We start from the raw sequence: 16,811 nt of genomic DNA on the forward strand, positions 1-16,811 counted from the left end.
GGTGAGGGTTGGGTCCCGCGGTCGGCCTGCCGGTGTGCGTGGTCAGCCGGCCGACTGCCGGGGGTTGTTCGGGTTCTCCGGGTCGGCGTCACTGCCGTCGGACGTATGGGTCGTGCGGGTACGGCGTGCGGCGGACTTGCGGCCGCCCGCCTTGGCATTGCTGCCGTCCGTGCGGGTCTTACGGCTGCGGCGTACGGCGGCGTCACTGCCCTGAGCATCCGCCGCGTCGTCGCGGCCGCCGTCGTCGTGGCCGTCGCTGTGCTGGGGGGCCACCGCACCGTGGTCCGTCGAGACGGCCTCGACCAGGTCGACCGTTTCAGCCGCCTCGATCGCCTCGGCGGCCTCATGTGCCTCGTCGGCATCGCCCGCCTCGGGGGCTATCCCGAATCCGTTCTCCTTGCGGAAGGATTCGTAGATCTGGAGCAGCACCTGCTTCTGCCGCTCGTTCAGCGTGGGATCGGCGATGATGACGGCGCGCGTCTCCACCTCGTCCCGGTCCCGCTCGGCGTCGAGGATGCCGGCCCGCACATACAGCGTCTCGGCGGAGATCCGCAGGGCCTTGGCGACCTGCTGGAGCACCTCCGCGCTCGGCTTGCGCAGCCCGCGCTCGATCTGGCTCAGGTACGGATTGGACACCCCGGCGGCATCGGCGAGTTGCCGCAACGACAGCTGCGCATTGCGCCGCTGGTCGCGCAGGTACTCACCGAGATTGCCGACGTTGAGCGATGCCATGCCTCCACCTTGCCCCACCTTCGCTAACTATTGCAAGCACCTGCTTGCAAAAGTGCGCCACGCCACGTGACGGCCACTCAGATGGGCCACACCGTCGCAGTCGGCCCGCTGCGGGGCACGTCCCGGCATCCTCCCGCCCCGCCCTGGCTGAAAACGACAGGGCACACCCGCAGGCACGCGGAATCATGAAGTATGCGACCGGATGGCTGGCACCTCAGCGATGACGTCGACGACTTCCTCGCCCGGGCCGGAGGCTTCCTGCGCTCGCGGCCCGGCCCGCACGTCATGCAGTTGACGTGGGCCGAGAGAGTGCGGACGCGCGGGGCGGACGCCTTCGGCACCGAGGCCCCGGTCTTCGGCATGCTGGAGCGGGCGGGCGAGGTCCGCGCGACCTTCTACCAACTCCCACCCCGCGCGATGGGCCTCTCCCCGCTGTCGCCCGAGCAGGCCGACTCCCTCGCCGCCCGCCTGGCCGCCCTCGGGCACTTGCCGCCCTCCGTCAACGCGGACCACGGCACCGCCACCGCTTTCGCCGAGGCCTGGCAGCGGCACACCGGGGCGACGGCGAAGCTCCGCGACACGCGGCTGCGTCTGTACCGCCTCGGCACGCTCACGCCACCTGAGCCGATGCCGACGGGCCGGGGCCGCGTCCTGGGCGAGCAGGACTTTGAGCAAGTCATGTTCTGGTGCGGCGAGTTCGCCAAGGCCGTCGGGGAAGTCGTCTCCATCGACGCCGGCTCCTGGGCGAGCACGCGCTTCGCCGACAAGCGCTACACACTCTGGGAGACCCCGGACGGCACTCCCGTCTCCATCGCCGGCATGAACCCGTTGATCGGCGGCCAGATCCAGGTGGACATCGTCTACACCCCGGCCGACCTGCGCGGTCACGGCTACGCGGGCGCCGTGACGGCCGAGGTGAGCCGGGCCGCGCTGACCGCGGGCGCGAAGGACGTCGTGCTGTTCGCGGACCTGGCCAACCCCAAGAGCAACGCCCTCTACCAGCGCCTCGGCTACCGCACGCTCACCGACTGGTCCGCGTACGACTTCTCAGGCTCCGGTGCGGAGCCTGCGCACCTGGGGTGAGAGCAGGGCGGCCGTGGTGGCCAGGACGATCAGGGCCGCGCAGCCTGCCAGGGCCCTGTCGGTGCCCACGACGGCCGCGACGGGGCCGGCGGCCAGCAGCCCGAGCGGGGCGAAGGCCAGGGAGCCGAACCAGTCGTAGGAACTGACGCGCGACAGGGCCCGCTCCGGGATCTCCCGCTGGATGGTGGTGGCCCACAGCACGCCGAAGACGTCGCTTGCGATCCCGGCGCCGAGCATGGCCGCGGCGATCAGCCATACCGGGGCTTCGGCGCTGAGCAGGGCGATCGGCAGGGCGGCCGGAAAAGTGCACAGCACGGCCACCAGAATCGGACGCTTCACCCGCACGCGGGCCGCGAGTCCCGCGCCGGCGATGGTGCCCACGGCCTGTGCCCCCACGATCACCGACCACGCCCGCGCCCCACCGAGGTGCTGCTCGGCCGCCAGGGGGCCGAGCACCCCGACGTTGGCGTTGAGCGCGGCGACGACGACGGCGTACTGGGAGACGACGACCCACAGCCACTGCCGGGAGGCGAACTCCTGCCACCCCTCTCGCAGATCGGCCCAGCCCGACGCCCTCTTGCGCGGCCGGGCGGCCACTCTCAGCGGGGCGATCAGCGCGGCGCTGAGGACGAAGGACGCCGCGTTGAGCGCGAGTGCCCAGCCGGCGCCCACCAGCGCCACGGTCACCCCGGACAGCGCCAGGCCCAGCAGGAGGGCACTGTTGGTGCCCATCCGCAGCAGCCCGTTGGCCCGTTGCAGGCGATCCGCGGGCACGATCAGCGGTATGAGGCCGTCCATCGCCGGGGCGAACAGGGCTGTCGACGTGCCGGCCGCCACCGCGAGCAGGCACATCGCCACCAGCGGTGCGTGCCCGGTCAGCACCATGGCCGCCAGCCCCGCGTAGGACCCCGCCCCCACTGCATCGGCCAGCACCATCAGTCCCGACCGCGACATACGGTCCGCGATCACCCCGCCGGCCAGGACGAACACCAACTGTGGCAGCGCCTGGCAGGCCACCACCAGTGACAACCGCCCTGCGCCGGCGCCCGGCAGGGCAAGCACCGCGAACGCCAGCGCGACCCGCGCGAAGCCGTTGCCCAGCACGGAGACGACCCGTGCGCAGGCGAGCCGGACGAACCGCGGGTCGCGCCACAGCGGCGCCCGAACCGAAGACACTGTCACGGCCCGGCACCCTAAGGCGGCCGAGACCGACGCCGACCCGAACCGGCCACGGAGGTGGACACCCGCATCCGGTCGGCCGCCGTGTCACAAAACGCGCGGCCGGCTCGTCCAAGGTTTCGTGGAGGTATTCCGGAATCGGGACGGTGAGTGTCATGCGGGTGTTCGTGGCAGGCGGGACCGGGGTCATCGGACGGCGGCTGGTGCCGCAGCTCGTGGAGCGGGGGCACCACGTGACGGCCACGACGACGAGCGCGGCCAAGCTGGGTCTGCTGAAGGAGCTGGGTGCGGACGGGGTCGTGATGGACGGGCTCGATGCCGTGTCGGTCCGTGAGGCGGTGGCGGCGGCGCGGCCGGACGTGATCGTGCACCAGATGACGGCGATCTCCATGCCGCACTCCGGCAAGCCGGACATCAAGCACTTCGACCGATGGTTCGCCACCACCAACCGGCTGCGCACCGAGGGAACGGACCACCTGCTGGCCGCCGCCGAGGCGACGGGCGTCCCCCACTTCGTCGCGCAGAGCGCCGCCATCTGGAACGGCATCCGTGAGGGCGGCTGGGTGAAGACCGAGGAGGACCCGCTGCCCGTGGAGACGGGCAGGCTGCACGCGCTGGCGGAGGGCATCCGCCACATCCAGGACGTCGTCCTCAAGGCCGACGGGACGGTCCTGCGCTACGGCGGGTTCTACGGTCCGGGAGCCACCGACGACCAGGTCGAACTCGTACGCAAGCGGCAGTTCCCGCTCGTCGGAGGCGGCACCGGCTACTGCTCCTGGGTGCATCTCGACGACGCGGCGAGCGCCACCGTACTGGCCGTGGAGAAGCAGGCGCGGGGCGTGTTCAACATCGTCGACGACGAACCGGCCCCGGCCAGTGAGTGGCTGCCGTATCTGGCCGACTGCGCGGGCGCGAAGCCTCCGCTTCGGGTGCCGAAGTGGCTGGCGCGGCTGCTGGCCGGCGAGGTGGCGGTGCTGATGATGACCGAGGGACGCGGGTTCTCCAACGCCAAGGCCAGGCGGGAGCTCGGCTGGGAGCCGCGCTACCCGTCGTGGCGCCAGGGGTTCCGGGAGGAGCTGGTGCGGTCGTAGCCGCGGGCGCCCATACGCACTTTTTTGTGCGTACTTGGCAGCGCTCCGCCGCCGACCGACCCTGAAGTCGGGTGATCGACTTCCTGGTCCCTCGCGCTCGTTCCTCGCGCCCGTCGCGCTGCCGCATCGTCCTCAAGGGAGCTCCATCGTGGATACGTCCATGCCCGCATCGTCCGCCGTCACCGTGCTCGGTCTGGGACCGATGGGACGGGCGCTGGCCGGCGCCTTCCTGGCTGGGGGTCTGCGGACCACCGTGTGGAACCGCACGCCGGGCAAGGACGGGGAGCTGCTCGGCCGTGGGGCGGTCGGGGCGCGGTCGGCGGCGGAGGCGGTCGGTGCGAGTGAGCTGGTCGTCGTCTGCGTGGTGAACTACGACGCCGCCGACGCCGTCCTGCGGCAGGACGCCGTGACCGGCGCGCTCAAGGGCCGTACGGTCGTCAACCTGACCGCCGACACGCCGGCCCGCGCCCGGGACACGGCTGCGTGGGCGGCCGCGCACGGCATCCGCTATCTGGACGGCGCGATCATGACGCCGACCACGACCATCGGGACGCCCGACGCGGTGTTCCTGCACAGCGGCCCCGAGGACCTCTACCGCGAGCACCGGCCCGTCCTGGACGTGCTCGGCGGCACCCACACCCACCTGGGCGAGGACGTCGGCCGCGCCGCCGCCTTCGACATCGCCCTGCTCGACATCTTCTGGACGGCCGCGTCGGGCTACGCGCACGCCCTGGCCGTGGCGCGGGCCGAGGGCATCACCGCACGGGAACTGGCCCCCTTCGCACAGGGCATCGGCGCGATCCTGCCGCCGATGTTCGAGGAGCTCGCGGGCGACGTCGACGACGGCACCTACTCCGGCGAAGGCAACCCGATCACGTCCGCCGCCTCCTCCATGGCCCACATCGTCGAGACCTCCGAGTCGCACGGCATCGACGCGGGCGTCATGCGCGCGGCCGAGGGTCAGGCCCGCCGGGTCATCGGGCTCGGACACGGCACCGACGGCTTCATCCGGGTCACCGAGCTGCTGGGGCGCCGCTCCCAGGCGGGATGACCCACTCCTCCAGTACCTCGAAGTCCCGTTCGGTGAGCCCGTGGCGGTGGTCGACGCGGTGAAGGAGGGCCGGCGCGGCGTGGTGGGCGGCCACCCAGGCCCGGTCGGCGTCGGTGATCTCGTCGTCGACCCAGAGGAAGGGGCGGCCGGCGGCCCAGGAGACCAGCGGCCGCGTCTTCCAGTGCAGGCCACGGGGTCGGCCGAGGTCGGACCCGGGATCGGGATCTGGATCTGGATCTGGATCGGGACGGGATCCGGTGGCGGAGCCGGGCTCGTCGTCCTCGTCCGGCCAGTCCATCACCGGCAGCGGGGGCAGGCCCAGCCACGGGGCGATGCAGGTGTTCGCGTCGTCCAGCCAGGTCGTGGCCCACACCAGCTCGCAGCCGAGGCCGGCGAGCCGCGTCAGACGGGCGCCCAGTGCCGGGTCGATACGGGCGAGCAGGGGGTGGTCGGCACTCTGCGGCAGGGCGCGGACCGGCTCGTACAGCTGGTACGGCCGTTCCGCCCCGAAGGGGATCAGCGTCCCGTCGACGTCCAGGAAGAGAAGCATCAGAAAAAGGATCTACCCCGGCCGGGGTGCTGCGCTACTGTCGGCCGTATGACTGCCGGGTCGGCCTTGTGCCGTGATCGAGTTGGGTGTTGCCCGGCCTCTGAGTGAGGCTGCGGCGGCGGGCCAGGAGCCCGCCTCTTTCTCTTCGCCTTCCATCCGCACGAAATCCAGCGACGGAATCCAGCGGCAGAGAAAGAGAGAGAATGCCCAACGACTTCAATCAGCAGGTCATCGACGAGTTCCGCGCCAACAAGGGCCGCGTCGGCGGCTACTTCGAGGGCGCCCGACTGATCCTCCTCACCACCACCGGCGCCCGCACCGGCCGCCGCCACACCACCCCCGTCGGCTACCTCCCCGACGGCGCCGACCGCATCCTGGTCATCGCCTCGGCCGGCGGCGCCCCCAGCCACCCGGCGTGGTTCCACAACCTCCTCGCGAACCCTCAAGTCACCATCGAGAGCGGCGCGTTCACCTACGAGGCGCGGGCGGTCGTACTCGACGGCGAGGAGCGTGACCGGGCCTTCACGCGGGCCGTGGAGGCGGATCCTGGCTGGGCGGAGTACCAGGAGAAGACGCGGCGGGTGATCCCCGTGGTCGCCCTGCACGAGATCGCCCAGGGCGGACCCCCGAACATCAACGCCTCGTCCATGGGCGAGGCCATCAAGGTCGTCCACGACGCCTTCCGCCGCGAACTCGCCCTGATCCGCGAGGAGATGGCCAAGGACGGCGCCACTCTGGGCGCCCAGCTCCGCGTCAACTGCCTGACCTTCTGCGCCGGTCTGCACAACCACCACACCGGCGAGGACGTGGCCCTGTTCCCGTTCCTGGCCGACCGGCACCCCGAGTTCGCCCCCACCCTGGCCCGGCTCGGGGAGGAGCACGAGCGCATCGCCGCCCTCGTCGAGGACCTGCGCCTCGCCGTGACCGCCGACCACCCGGACCCGGCCACCGCCCGCGGTGAGGTGGCGCGCCTGACGGCGGAGCTGGAGGCGCATCTGACGTACGAGGAGGAGCAGTTGATACCGGTGCTGGACGCCTCGTAGGGAAGCACGGGAGGCCGTCAGCGATTTTTCAGAACGGCAACGGCCTCCCGTACACCACCTCCAAACCCGTCACCGCCCGCGTCACCACCACGTACAGCCGCTGCAACCCCCGCTCCTCCGCCGCCACGATCGCCGCCGGCTCCACGGCGACGACATGGTCGTACTCAAGCCCCTTCACCACACTCGCCGGTACGACGGTCACCCGCGCGCCCAACTCGTCCGCGCCCCCCGCCTCGATCCCGGCCGCCGCCAGCGCCTCCCGAACCCGGTCCGCGTCCGCGTCGGCCGCGACGACCCCGACGGACCCCTCCCGGCCCAGCGCATCCCGTACGGCCCCGACGACCGCCGCCGGCAGATCGCCGTCGGCCTCCCGGAACCGCAGCTCCCCGTCCCCCCGCAGCGAGTGAGCCGCCGGTACCTCCACATCCAGCCGCTCCAGCAGCCGGTTGGCCAGCGCCAGCACCGCGCCGGGCACCCGGAACCCCGTCGTGAGCGGTACGACCACCGCGTCCGGCTTCCCCAGCTGCCCCAGCACGCTCTCCCACGACCGCGCCGCCCACGGCGTCGTCCCCTGTGCCAGATCCCCGAGCACGGTCATCGACCCGAAGACCGCCCGCCGCGCGATCGCCCGGCACTCCATCGGTGACAGATCCTGCGCCTCGTCCACGACGACATGGCCGTATCCCTTCGGATGCTCGACGAGCCCCGCCACCTCGTCCAGGAGCACGAGATCGGCGGCCGACCAGCGCGCCGACTTCCACGACCGCGGCGGCTTCGCCCACAGCAGCGCCTTCTGCTCGTCCGCGTCCAGAAGCCCGTCGGCGGCTGCCTCCAACGCCCATGATTCGCCGAGCAGTTGAGCCACGACTTCCTCGGGCCGCACCCGTGGCCATACGGCATCGACGTACGCCCCGACCGCCCGCGCCCGCGAGATCCTGTGCACCCACGCGTTGCTCCGCGGCCCGGCCCGCCGCTCGGCCTGCTCCTGGATTCGCCGCACCACCCGCGTACGCACCCGCTCCCGCCCGACGCCGTACGGCGGCGCCTCGGCCCGCACCCCCGCGACGATCCGCATCAGTTCGTCCTCCTGAACCCGCCACCGATACGAACCGTCGGTCAGCACGAGGGGGTCGACACGGGGCGGGCCCCCCACCCTCGCGTACAGCGCCTTCCGCAGCACCTCCGCCATCCGGACGTCGTGCTTGAGACCGGCAGCCCTCTCGTCATCCACCCGGGTGACCGGATGCCGGGCGATCTCGTCCCGCAGCGTGGACTGCCGTACGCCGGTCTCGCCGAGGGCGGGCAGCACCTCGGAGATGTACGACAGGAAGGTCGGGTTGGGCCCGAGGATCAGCAGGCCGCCGCGCCGGATGCGCTGCGGGTGGGTGTAGAGCAGGTACGCGGCGCGGTGCAGGCCGACGGCGGTCTTGCCGGTGCCGGGTGCGCCCTGCACACACACGGAGACGGCGAGGTCACCTCGTACGAGATCGTCCTGCTCGGGCTGGATGGTGGCCGCGATGTCCCGCATGGGCCCGACGCGGGGCCGTTCGATCTCCCGGGCGACGATGTCGCTGACGCGCGACTCGCCCCGGTCGAGGTGCTCGTCCTCCAGGCCGGTGAGGTCGGCTGAGTCGCCACGGCTCCCGGGTGCCCAGCCGAACCGCCGCCGTACGTTGACGCCCTGCGGGTCGCGCGCACTGGCCTGGTAGAAGGCGCGGGAGACGGGAGCCCGCCAGTCGACGACGAGGGGCGGGGCGGCGACGTCCTCGCTGATCCGCATCCGTCCGATGTGCAGCGCCTGCCGATCGGCGTCCAACCGCCCGAAGAACAAGGGCCCTACGGGCAGCTCCCGCATCGCCTTCGCCCGGCTGCGCAGCCGGTAACCGAGCACCTCGGCGTCGGCACCGGAGGCGGAGACGTCCTCGGCGGTGACGACATGCTCCTGGGCGCCGTCGACCATGGCGGCGAGGGCGGTTCGGCAGCGGTCGTGGTGGGCGCGTTCGCGGGCGAGCTCGTGATGCAGTGACGTCATTCCAAGGAGCGTACCGAATAACGTGACCGAGTTAAATTTTTTACCGAGCGTCACCCATGGTTTCGCCGACCCACGGCAGGCAACCCCGCCTCCAACAGCCCGAACGCCCGCTCGGCCGCCGCCACCGCATCCCCCCGTACATCCGCCGCCCGCTCCCCCGCCGCGATCCGCCGCCAGTTCTCCTGCGCGAGAATCCGCTGCACGGCGACGATCTGCCCGGCGGCCAGCCGCCCGTCCAGCCCTCCGCCCAGAGCCTCGGCGAGCGCGGCCTCCGAACGCTCCAGATAACCGAACAGCCGGGCTGCCAGCGCGGGTGTCCCGTACAGCAGCGACTGATAGGCGAGCACCTCGGGATGATCATTCAGCCCGGTGATGGGGTCACACCGCTCCAGCCCGTCGAGAAAATGCCGCCGCAACGCCGCGACGGGCGAGCTGCCCCCCTGCCGCACCACCCGGGCCGCCTCGCCCTCATGATCGGCGAACCGGTACAGGACGAGGTCCTCCTTCGCCGGGAAGTACCGGAACAACGTCGGCTTGGAGATCTCCGCAGCGGCGGCGACCTCGGCCACGGAGACGGCGTCGAAGCCCTTTTCGAGGAAGAGGCGGATGGCGGTGTCGGAGACGGTTTGGTACATCCGCTGCTTCTTGCGCTCGCGCAGGCCGGTCTCACTCATGGTGTCGAGCGTACGCACTGCCGCCACGACCGTCCTCGGCCCGCCCCGCGGCCTAGGCCCTGTCGTTTGGATCATCTCGGCGTCGCGGGCCCTGGCACGCACATCTGCCGCGTTGTCGTCGGTCGCCGACGCTCCGCGTCGACTCCCTCCTCCGCCTTGCAGCTGCACGCACCAGACCCCGCTCGGGTCCGCCAAGAGGAACCGACCTCACAGCCGAGCTGATCCATACGACAGGGCCTAGGCCAGGGCCCGGGCCAGGTACGGATTCGCCGTGGGGCGGCTCGGGACGCCGAGAGCGGAGGTCGCGGCGTCGAGAGTCATCGCGTACGAGTCGACGGCCCGGCGGACATTGGGGACGTCGAGGCTCGCGCCGGTCACCAGCCGGTCGAGATCGACGTACGCGGACCGGACGATCTCGATCCAGCGGTAGACCCGCCAGTCCTTGCGCCAGCCGCGGGTATGACAGGGATCCAGCTTCCACTCCCAGCGGCGGAACATCCGATCCCGGATCTCCGGCCTGGTGGGTGTGAGATGCATGTGCCGGACCAGGTCGTAGAGAGGGTCGCCCACCAGGGCCATCTCCCAGTCGATGAGGGTCAGCGCCATGCCGTCGTCACGGCGGACGAGGTTCCACGGGTTCAGGTCGCCGTGCAGCAGGGCCGGTTCCCGTTCCCTCACCTCGTGGCGGGCCAGGATCTGGTGCAGGTTGTCCGCGTCGGGCAGACCCAGCTGGCGGGCCAGTTGCTGCGACTTCTTCGGCAACTCGCGGACCATCAGGACGAGTTGCTCTCTGAGCCAGCGATGGAAGCCACCCTCGCCGGCAGCCGGATCGACATGCTTGTAGTTCACTCGGGTCAGGGCGCAGAGCTGGTCGACCAGCGCATCAGCCTCGTGCGGCAGCAGGCCGTTCACCGGATGGCTGGGGGGCCGGCCGATGTCGCGCGGTCCGACGTACGTGTGGATGGTGAAGCTGTCCTTCGGATAGCTCTCCCCCAGCGCGAGGACACGCGGTGCTGCCACATCGACGCGGGAATCCTCAATGGCGCGCAGCACGGCATGCTCACTGAGGAAACTCGGCTCCCGGCGACAGAAGTCGGGCACCCTGCGCCGTACGACCACGGGAAAGTCAACGCCGGGCACCACGACCACCGAGTTGAGGTGCGCCGTTCCCTTGAGAACCCGGTCGGCGGGGGCCTCGCCTTCCGCCACCAGAGCCTCGCGCACGGCGGTGGAGGGGAAGTCCGGATGCTCGGGGAGCCGCGAGTCCGGCTGCCACTCGAACGCCTTCAGAGCCCAGTCGAGGCTGGCCCCGACCCGGTCGCTCCGGGACGCCCACCAGCGGAACAGGGCCCGCTCGGTCTCCCGCTCGCCCGGCACGTTCCTCAAACGCAGCGGCTCCGCCGCCGCCTCCACCGCACTGCGCACCGCCCGCGTCGCCTCGTCCAGGCTCTTCTGGGTGAAGGAGCCGATCAGAGAGCCGGCGGCGCGCATCACATCCGGGAAGACGGACTGCGCCCGCTCGAAGGCGATGTAGTGCTGCAGGTCCCTGGCCAGGCCGCCCACGGCGGCAGGACGGACCCTGCGCATGGCCGTCGCCCAGGCGGCGATCACCTCGGGCCACTGGTCGGTCGGGTACCGCATGCGCACCAGGTGGGTCGCCAGGTCGTGCAGCGGGTCGCCGTAGGTCGCCAGTTCCCAGTCGACGCAGATGAGGGGGGCGACTCCGGAGTCGTAGGACAGGATCAGGTTGTCACGGTGCAGGTCGGCGTGGAGCAGACTGTACGGCCGCCGGGTCATGGCGGGAACGCGTTCGGCGAACCTCAGCAGGGCGTCCTCGGGGATGCCCAGAGCGGCGAACAGACCTCCGAACAGCGTCCAGTTGGGCTTTCTGATCTGCTCGTCCGCGAGATGGGCGAGCGCACGGAGGAACCCCTGGCTGTCAGCGTTGCTGCTGGGCCAGACGGAGGGCAGGGGTGGCAGGGCCCCGCGCCGCACGTGAGGCATCTGGGCGAGCAGATCGGCCATCGCCTCGACGAGCAGGGCGTCGACGGGCTTGCCGTTCCCGCAGACGCTGGACAGCGGTACGCCTTCCACATAGCTGTGGATCGCGAAGTCCTCGCCATGGAACAGGCACTCGGGGGCGTGCGGCACGAGCCCCTTGATGGCGTCGAGGATCTCCGCCTCGTTCTGCCAGGTGCGGATCACCACTGGCAGGGCCTCGGCCTCGGCGCGGCGAATCCGCACGGTGACGGGCGTGCCGACCTGGCGATCGAGCAGGTCCGCCAGGGGTTCCGTCAAGGGCAACAGGTAGTTCGCGTTGTGGTACCCACTGGTGGCCTGGCCCTCCTTCGCTGCGCCCACGAACGCCGCGCAGACGCCTTCGAGACCTCCGTGCGTGGCGCGCCCCCCGACGGAGAGACGGGGATCAGGAGGTGCGGCCACTGGCTGCTCCGGTACAGGAGGAGGGATGGTAGGCAAACGTTAAGCACGGGACGGGAGCCATGCATGCCGGCGAGACGCTCACGAAGGCCGATTCCCACTGGTGCGCGTGAGGTCTGTGTGTTGTCGCTCGAGGTCGTCCACCATCGGCCTGTTGACCGCTTCATACGAACGAAGCCAAGCGTTTGCTCAGTCGGTGCGGGCATGCTACAGGAAGCACAGCACCCACTACGGCGAGACTGACGTTGCCACGCTCACCGGAATGGCGGCGCCCAACTCCACACCGCGCCCCGCATGGGGCTCTGTGTTCTCGCCCCTACTCCGACAGCAGCTTCCAGACCGAGTCGAACCACTTCTGCATGCTGTCCACGAACACCGTGCCCGAGGAATCGGGGTCCTCGTCCTTCACATGGTGGGTCAGCGTCGCGTTCAGGCCCAGGACGTCGAGTGCTGTGAGCACTTCGTCGTCCTCCAGCATGATCTTGCGCTCGATCACCTCATACGGCCCGTGCAGCGCTTCGGCGCCGTTGAACAGGTAGAGCTTGAAGGCCGGGGTGAGCGGCGCCCGGCGGATCTCGACGTCGACCGACGGCACCAACCCTTCGGCCTGGAGGGACGCGAGCGACTCCCGCAGCGACTTCGCATGCCGCTCCGTGATGTCGTGCAGCCGCTCCCGCAACCGCGGATCCCCCTTGTCGTCCTTGACGCGGGGATACGGCAGAGACTGCGTCTCGGCGGGCAGGAGCATGCGCAGGGTGATGCGTCCGGGGCTGATGGAGCGGCCGCGGATGCGGTCGGCCTGCTGCTGGATGCGCCAGTACAGGGACTCGGAGGTCAACGTATAGACGTCCAGGGTGACTTCGGGCTGCTCGAAGGCCTCGCTGATGAGGGACTCAAGGGTGATGCCGCGGCGCGACCGGGTGGCCTTGGGGGTCGGCGAGTGTATCCGCTGGGTCTTGATCACCCGGGACCCGCTGCCCTGCCGTGATTCGATCCAGCCCTCGTCGACCAGTTCCCGCAGGGCCCGTTGGACGGTGTCCCGGGAGACGCCGAACTCCTCCGCCAGGTCGCGCTGGGAAGGCAGATAGGAGCCCGGCGAGTACGGCCCGTCGGTCATACGGGCACGCAACTCGTCGGCGACCCGCTGATACTCCGGGCCACCGCTGTCACTGGGCTGCTGCGCATCCACACCTCGACCGTACCGCTTTCAGTCCACCCGCAAACCAGCATCCAGTCAACCCGCCTGCCACACGGGCCGGTTGGTTAAGGGATCAGTCAGACCGGGCAGACCACTCGCAAGCCAATCAGTCCAATTGGACGGGTTGTTGGAGAGTTGCGGGAAAGCGGAAGGGAGGTGGGGGAATGCTTCTGCTTCAAGTCTCCAGGGGACTCGTCGAGCTGGCCCTGGGCATGCACGCGCAGACGAAGCTCGGCGGCGTCGGTGTGCTGCTCCTGCTGGCGGTGGGGGTGGGCATACGGGCGCGGCGCGTCGGTCTGGCCGTCGGGGCCGCCATGGTGTTCACGCTGCTGATGATTCAGGCCTGAGCCCGGACCAGTGTCAGGACCGACGACAGCGTGGCCACGACCGTCGTGGCCCCTGCTTCCCGCAGCAGCTTCTCCTTGCGCGGATTACGCGCGTAGCCGAGGAACGCCACTCCGGCGCTGTTCGCGGCGGCGAGGTCCGAGGGCGTGTCGCCGATCATCAGGGCGGACGAGCGTGCCGCCCCCATGGCGCTCAGGGCCCGGTTGAGGCAGTGCGGGTCCGGCTTGAGGTGGTGGAGGTCCTGGGTGCGGCCGTAGATGTGCGGGCTGAAGCAGGAGAGCAGGCCACGGCCGTCGAGGTACGTGCGGACCACCCGGGGGGAGTTGTTGGTGGCAATGGCCAGCCGGGACCCGACGGCCGTCCAGGTGCGTATCAGCGGGTCCGCGTACTCGGTGGGCATCGCGGAGGAGGTCGCCCGCAGTTCCTCCTGGGTGAGACGTTCCTCCAGCTCCGCGACCAGGTCGCTGCCGGGGTGCCGGCGGTCGACGGCGCGCAGGACGACGTGGGGGTCCAGCAACTCCCGCTCGGCGTCGGTCAGCAGTCCGTGCAACCCCCGCCCCTCCAGCCACTCCACCAGCTCGGCCGCCACCCGCTCCGCGGAGTGCCCCGCGAACAGCCGGCAGATCGGGCCGTCGAAGTCCCACAGCACGACGCGGGCGCGCGTGATCAGTTCGCGGAGTCGTTCCGTGTCGTTCTCGGTCTCTGCTGTCACCTGTTCAGTCTGCTTCGTATCAGAAGTCACTAGGAGAGTGTCAGGTCAGTGGTGATGGTTTCCCAGAGGGCGTCGAACCACTTCTGGGATTCCCCCACGAAAGCGGCGTCGCGCTGGCCGGCCTGCTTGACGAAGGAGAACAGGAGGGACTGGGAGCCCAGGGCGTCGTACATGTCCAGGGTGCGGCTCTCGTACTCCTCCTGGCGTTCGGTCAGGACGTAGTAGCCGATCAGCGCTTCGTCGCCGTTGAGGAGGTAGAGCTTCACCGGGGGTGTGAACGGCAGGGCGCGGAAGGTGACGTGGACGTCGATGCCGTGGGTGGCGCGGATGGCCTGGAGGTTGTGGCGGAGCACCTGGGCCTGGGCGTTGCGCATCGACAGCCAGCGTTCGTGGACCGGGTCGTCGTCCCCCCGCCCGTCCACCAGCACCGGAAAGGCGAGATGGATGTCCCGGGACGGCAGCAGGAGCCGGACGTCGATCGACTCGGGGTGGATCGAGCCCTCGTGGATCAGACGGAGGGGCTCGCCGAGGGCCAGCATCAGGGTTTCCGAGGTGTGGCATACGACGTCCACGCGGACGTGCGGCGCGGCGAAGGCCTCCGTCAGGCGGGGGGCCAGGCTGACCATCGTCGGCTGGGGGGCGCCCCGGGTGGGGGCAGGCAGGGCGATGCGCGGCGGGCTGCCCTTGCTGACGTTGGTGAGGAGGCCGTCCTCCTGGAGTGCGCGCAGGGCCTGGCGGACGGTGCCTCGCTCCACGCCGAACTCCTCGGCCAGCTCGGCCTGGGTGGGCAGGCGGTCGCCCGCCTTGAGCTCTCCGACGCGGATCCGTTCCCGCAGGATGTCGGCGATCTCCTGCGGCGAGAGTCTCCTGCTGCCGTTCACTGCCACGTTCTCCTGAGTCACGACCAAACGCTACAACTCTCACCCATCTATGGGCAGTTGTTTGTAGCTTGTTTCAAAGTAGGGGCCAAGTGGGGACAACTTAGTTGGAGTTGGCGCCAAGTTGGTTGAGTTGGCGGAAGTAATCCTTCCATCCCCAGAAGCCCGAAGGGGGAAACACCGATGCCCGTCCTCGCACTCCTCTCCGCCGTGTTCGTCGTCGGCGTCGAGCAGACCCTCCAGTGGAAGTACGGTGCCACCGGCATCGTCGGCCTGCTGCTGCTCACCATAGGCATCAAGGCCAAGAGCCCGACCGTCAGTTCGATAGGGGCCGTCGTCCTCGCGATCCTGCTCTCGGGTCCCGCCCTATGACAACGACAAACACTCAGGTCAAACACTGTGGGGGATGATCAGCTCGTGAGCAGCAGCTCCGAACTGATCGTCTCCCACAGCGCGTTGAACCACACATGCGACTGCTCCACGAACGTCGTGTCCCGCAGCGCGGCCCCCTGCTCGAAGGCGAACAGCGTCGACTGGATGCCGGGGGCGTCGTACATCTCCAGGTGCTGCTGGCCGATCTCCACCTCGCTGCGCGCCAGCGTGTAGTAGGCGAAGAGCGCCTCCGTGCCATTGAGGAGGTAGAGCTTCACCGGCGGCGTGAAGGGCAGCGCTCGGAAGGTGACCTGCACATCGATGCCGTGCGTGGCGCGCAGCGCCAGCAGATTGTGCCGGAGCACCTGGCCCTGGGCGTTGCGCTGGACGAGCCAGCGCCGGCGCAGCTGTACGTCGTCGTCGGCCGAGCCGTCCACCGGCGTCGGGAACGCGAGCGAGATGTCGCGGCTCGGCAGCATGACGCGGACGTCGACCTTGGCCGGTTTCAGCTGTCCGGCGTGGATCTGGCGGAGCGGTTCACCCATGGCGAGCGTGAGGGAGACCGAGGTGAGGCACAGCGCGTCGATCTCGACGTGCGGGGCGGCGAAAGCGGCCGCTATCCGCGGGGCGAGGGCCACCATGGTCGGCTGCGGTGCGGCTCCGGGGCCGGTCAGCGCCCTGCCGAGGTCGGGGGCGACGGTCGCCGGGGCCCCTTTGGACACGTTGGTGAGCAGATGCTCCGACTGCAGAATGCGCAGCGCCTGCCGTACGGCTCCGCGCTCGACACCGAACTCGTCCGCCAGCTTGGCCTGGGTGGGCATGCGCTGGCCGGGCTGCAAGGCGCCCGAGGTGATGCGGGCGCGCAGTTCATCGGCCACGTCCCGATGTGACTTCTGTGGCCGCTGTGAACTCTTCCGCCCATTGACAGAGGCGTGTTTCGGCTCCACGACCAAACACTACAACTTCCCGCCATCTTTAGGCAGTTCCGGGGATGGTGGTTATGAGACGTTCCAAGCGGTCATAAGTACAGTGAAGTTGGTCGCCAACTTGAGCAACATGGTCAAACTTCAGGAGGGTTGGCCACCAGAGTCGGTTCTGTCGACCACCGTCCCCGAAAGGAGACCGGCATGCCGCTCATCTACCTCGCTGTCGCCGCGCTCGTCATTGGATTCGAGCAACTCATCCAGTGGAAGTACGGGCCGATGGGCATCATTGCCTTTCTCGCCCTGACCATCGGCATCAAGGCCAAGAACACCATGATCGGCGGCATCGGCGCGGTGATCCTCGTCATGCTGCTCGCCCACTAGGCCTTCCCGCGAAGGCCCGGCGACCAGGTTCGGCCGTCCGGGCTCCCTTCCGGAGGGGAGCCGGGAGCCCGGTCGGTCAGCACAGCCACAACTTCACACCGACAACCGAATACCGATCGCACAGC

At 70.0% G+C, this 16,811-nt stretch carries 17 protein-coding genes; 7 read left to right on the top strand and 10 right to left on the bottom strand.

The annotated features are described in order from the left end of the window. Nucleotides 1-42: 42 nt before the first annotated feature. Nucleotides 43-732, bottom strand: a complete 690-nt coding sequence (locus AB5J55_RS19455) for a helix-turn-helix domain-containing protein (RefSeq protein WP_369271913.1) — start codon at nt 730-732, stop codon at nt 43-45. 192 nt (nt 733-924) lie between these two features. On the opposite strand from AB5J55_RS19455, the gene AB5J55_RS19460 reads away from it, so the two are divergent. After that, nucleotides 925-1,815, top strand: coding sequence for a GNAT family N-acetyltransferase (locus tag AB5J55_RS19460; protein ID WP_369271914.1), 891 nt, complete (start codon nt 925-927; stop codon nt 1,813-1,815). Here the strand turns inward: AB5J55_RS19460 and AB5J55_RS19465 are convergent. Then, nucleotides 1,780-2,997: an MFS transporter gene (locus tag AB5J55_RS19465; RefSeq protein ID WP_369271915.1), complete on the bottom strand. Its 1,218-nt coding sequence runs from the start codon at nt 2,995-2,997 to the stop codon at nt 1,780-1,782. The two genes, AB5J55_RS19460 and AB5J55_RS19465, sit on opposite strands and share 36 nt — an antisense overlap. Nucleotides 2,998-3,149: 152 nt before the next feature. On the opposite strand from AB5J55_RS19465, the gene AB5J55_RS19470 reads away from it, so the two are divergent. Together AB5J55_RS19470 and AB5J55_RS19475 are read left to right on the top strand one after the other, a co-directional pair. Beyond that, on the top strand, nt 3,150-4,085 hold the full coding sequence (locus AB5J55_RS19470) for an NAD-dependent epimerase/dehydratase family protein (protein WP_369271916.1): 936 nt from the start codon (nt 3,150-3,152) through the stop codon (nt 4,083-4,085). 160 nt (nt 4,086-4,245) lie between these two features. Beyond that, nucleotides 4,246-5,136, top strand: coding sequence for an NAD(P)-dependent oxidoreductase (locus AB5J55_RS19475; protein ID WP_369271917.1), 891 nt, complete (start codon nt 4,246-4,248; stop codon nt 5,134-5,136). Here AB5J55_RS19475 and AB5J55_RS19480 read toward each other — a convergent pair. After that, a complete protein-coding gene (locus tag AB5J55_RS19480) occupies nt 5,099-5,686 on the bottom strand; it encodes an HAD domain-containing protein (protein ID WP_369271918.1) in 588 nt (195 codons plus the stop codon). The two genes, AB5J55_RS19475 and AB5J55_RS19480, sit on opposite strands and share 38 nt — an antisense overlap. Nucleotides 5,687-5,889: 203 nt before the next feature. Here AB5J55_RS19480 and AB5J55_RS19485 point away from each other — a divergent pair, with 203 nt between their 5' ends. Then, the gene (locus AB5J55_RS19485; RefSeq protein WP_369271919.1) at nt 5,890-6,729 is read left to right on the top strand and encodes a nitroreductase/quinone reductase family protein; all 840 of its coding nucleotides are present in this window, start codon (nt 5,890-5,892) and stop codon (nt 6,727-6,729) included. 28 nt (nt 6,730-6,757) lie between these two features. On the opposite strand, the gene AB5J55_RS19490 is transcribed toward AB5J55_RS19485, so the two are convergent. From AB5J55_RS19490 to AB5J55_RS19505, 4 genes are all read right to left on the bottom strand, one after another. Then, complete coding sequence (locus tag AB5J55_RS19490) at nt 6,758-8,761, bottom strand: AAA family ATPase (RefSeq protein WP_369271920.1); 2,004 nt, start codon at nt 8,759-8,761, stop codon at nt 6,758-6,760. A gap of 50 nt (nt 8,762-8,811) precedes the next feature. Further along, nucleotides 8,812-9,435, bottom strand: a complete 624-nt coding sequence (locus AB5J55_RS19495; RefSeq protein WP_369271921.1) for a TetR/AcrR family transcriptional regulator — start codon at nt 9,433-9,435, stop codon at nt 8,812-8,814. Nucleotides 9,436-9,672: 237 nt separating this feature from the next. Beyond that, nucleotides 9,673-11,796: a phosphotransferase gene (locus AB5J55_RS19500; RefSeq protein WP_369271922.1), complete on the bottom strand. Its 2,124-nt coding sequence runs from the start codon at nt 11,794-11,796 to the stop codon at nt 9,673-9,675. A gap of 394 nt (nt 11,797-12,190) precedes the next feature. Next, on the bottom strand, nt 12,191-13,063 hold the full coding sequence (locus AB5J55_RS19505) for a GntR family transcriptional regulator (RefSeq protein ID WP_369271923.1): 873 nt from the start codon (nt 13,061-13,063) through the stop codon (nt 12,191-12,193). A gap of 173 nt (nt 13,064-13,236) precedes the next feature. Here AB5J55_RS19505 and AB5J55_RS19510 point away from each other — a divergent pair, with 173 nt between their 5' ends. Then, nucleotides 13,237-13,419 carry a hypothetical protein gene (locus AB5J55_RS19510; RefSeq protein ID WP_369271924.1) on the top strand — a complete coding sequence of 61 codons (183 nt, stop codon included), beginning with the start codon at nt 13,237-13,239 and terminating at the stop codon, nt 13,417-13,419. On the opposite strand, the gene AB5J55_RS19515 is transcribed toward AB5J55_RS19510, so the two are convergent. After that, the gene (locus AB5J55_RS19515; protein WP_369271925.1) at nt 13,410-14,129 is read right to left on the bottom strand and encodes an HAD family hydrolase; all 720 of its coding nucleotides are present in this window, start codon (nt 14,127-14,129) and stop codon (nt 13,410-13,412) included. The two genes, AB5J55_RS19510 and AB5J55_RS19515, sit on opposite strands and share 10 nt — an antisense overlap. A gap of 29 nt (nt 14,130-14,158) precedes the next feature. After that, nucleotides 14,159-15,037: a winged helix-turn-helix domain-containing protein gene (locus tag AB5J55_RS19520; protein ID WP_369271926.1), complete on the bottom strand. Its 879-nt coding sequence runs from the start codon at nt 15,035-15,037 to the stop codon at nt 14,159-14,161. Between the two features lie 153 nt (nt 15,038-15,190). On the opposite strand from AB5J55_RS19520, the gene AB5J55_RS19525 reads away from it, so the two are divergent. Beyond that, complete coding sequence (locus tag AB5J55_RS19525; RefSeq protein WP_369271927.1) at nt 15,191-15,379, top strand: hypothetical protein; 189 nt, start codon at nt 15,191-15,193, stop codon at nt 15,377-15,379. Nucleotides 15,380-15,417: 38 nt separating this feature from the next. Here AB5J55_RS19525 and AB5J55_RS19530 read toward each other — a convergent pair whose 3' ends face one another. Then, a complete protein-coding gene (locus AB5J55_RS19530; protein ID WP_369271928.1) occupies nt 15,418-16,332 on the bottom strand; it encodes a winged helix-turn-helix domain-containing protein in 915 nt (304 codons plus the stop codon). A gap of 174 nt (nt 16,333-16,506) precedes the next feature. On the opposite strand from AB5J55_RS19530, the gene AB5J55_RS19535 reads away from it, so the two are divergent. Next, on the top strand, nt 16,507-16,686 hold the full coding sequence (locus tag AB5J55_RS19535) for a hypothetical protein (protein ID WP_328426638.1): 180 nt from the start codon (nt 16,507-16,509) through the stop codon (nt 16,684-16,686). The last annotated feature ends 125 nt before the right edge of the window (nt 16,687-16,811 follow it).

The sequence above is a fragment of the Streptomyces sp. R11 genome, from assembly GCF_041051905.1.
Lineage (GTDB): Bacteria > Actinomycetota > Actinomycetes > Streptomycetales > Streptomycetaceae > Streptomyces.

What these genes read in the sequence shown, in the direction of transcription:
- AB5J55_RS19455 (WP_369271913.1), bottom strand. Translation starts at nt 732, where the DNA reads ATGGCATCGCTCAACGTCGGCAATCTCGGTGAGTACCTGCGCGACCAG.
- AB5J55_RS19460 (WP_369271914.1), top strand. Translation starts at nt 925, where the DNA reads ATGCGACCGGATGGCTGGCACCTCAGCGATGACGTCGACGACTTCCTC.
- AB5J55_RS19470 (WP_369271916.1), top strand. Translation starts at nt 3,150, where the DNA reads ATGCGGGTGTTCGTGGCAGGCGGGACCGGGGTCATCGGACGGCGGCTG.
- AB5J55_RS19475 (WP_369271917.1), top strand. Translation starts at nt 4,246, where the DNA reads ATGCCCGCATCGTCCGCCGTCACCGTGCTCGGTCTGGGACCGATGGGA.
- AB5J55_RS19480 (WP_369271918.1), bottom strand. Translation starts at nt 5,686, where the DNA reads ATGCTTCTCTTCCTGGACGTCGACGGGACGCTGATCCCCTTCGGGGCG.
- AB5J55_RS19485 (WP_369271919.1), top strand. Translation starts at nt 5,890, where the DNA reads ATGCCCAACGACTTCAATCAGCAGGTCATCGACGAGTTCCGCGCCAAC.
- AB5J55_RS19490 (WP_369271920.1), bottom strand. Translation starts at nt 8,761, where the DNA reads ATGACGTCACTGCATCACGAGCTCGCCCGCGAACGCGCCCACCACGAC.
- AB5J55_RS19495 (WP_369271921.1), bottom strand. Translation starts at nt 9,435, where the DNA reads ATGAGTGAGACCGGCCTGCGCGAGCGCAAGAAGCAGCGGATGTACCAA.
- AB5J55_RS19510 (WP_369271924.1), top strand. Translation starts at nt 13,237, where the DNA reads ATGCTTCTGCTTCAAGTCTCCAGGGGACTCGTCGAGCTGGCCCTGGGC.
- AB5J55_RS19525 (WP_369271927.1), top strand. Translation starts at nt 15,191, where the DNA reads ATGCCCGTCCTCGCACTCCTCTCCGCCGTGTTCGTCGTCGGCGTCGAG.
- AB5J55_RS19535 (WP_328426638.1), top strand. Translation starts at nt 16,507, where the DNA reads ATGCCGCTCATCTACCTCGCTGTCGCCGCGCTCGTCATTGGATTCGAG.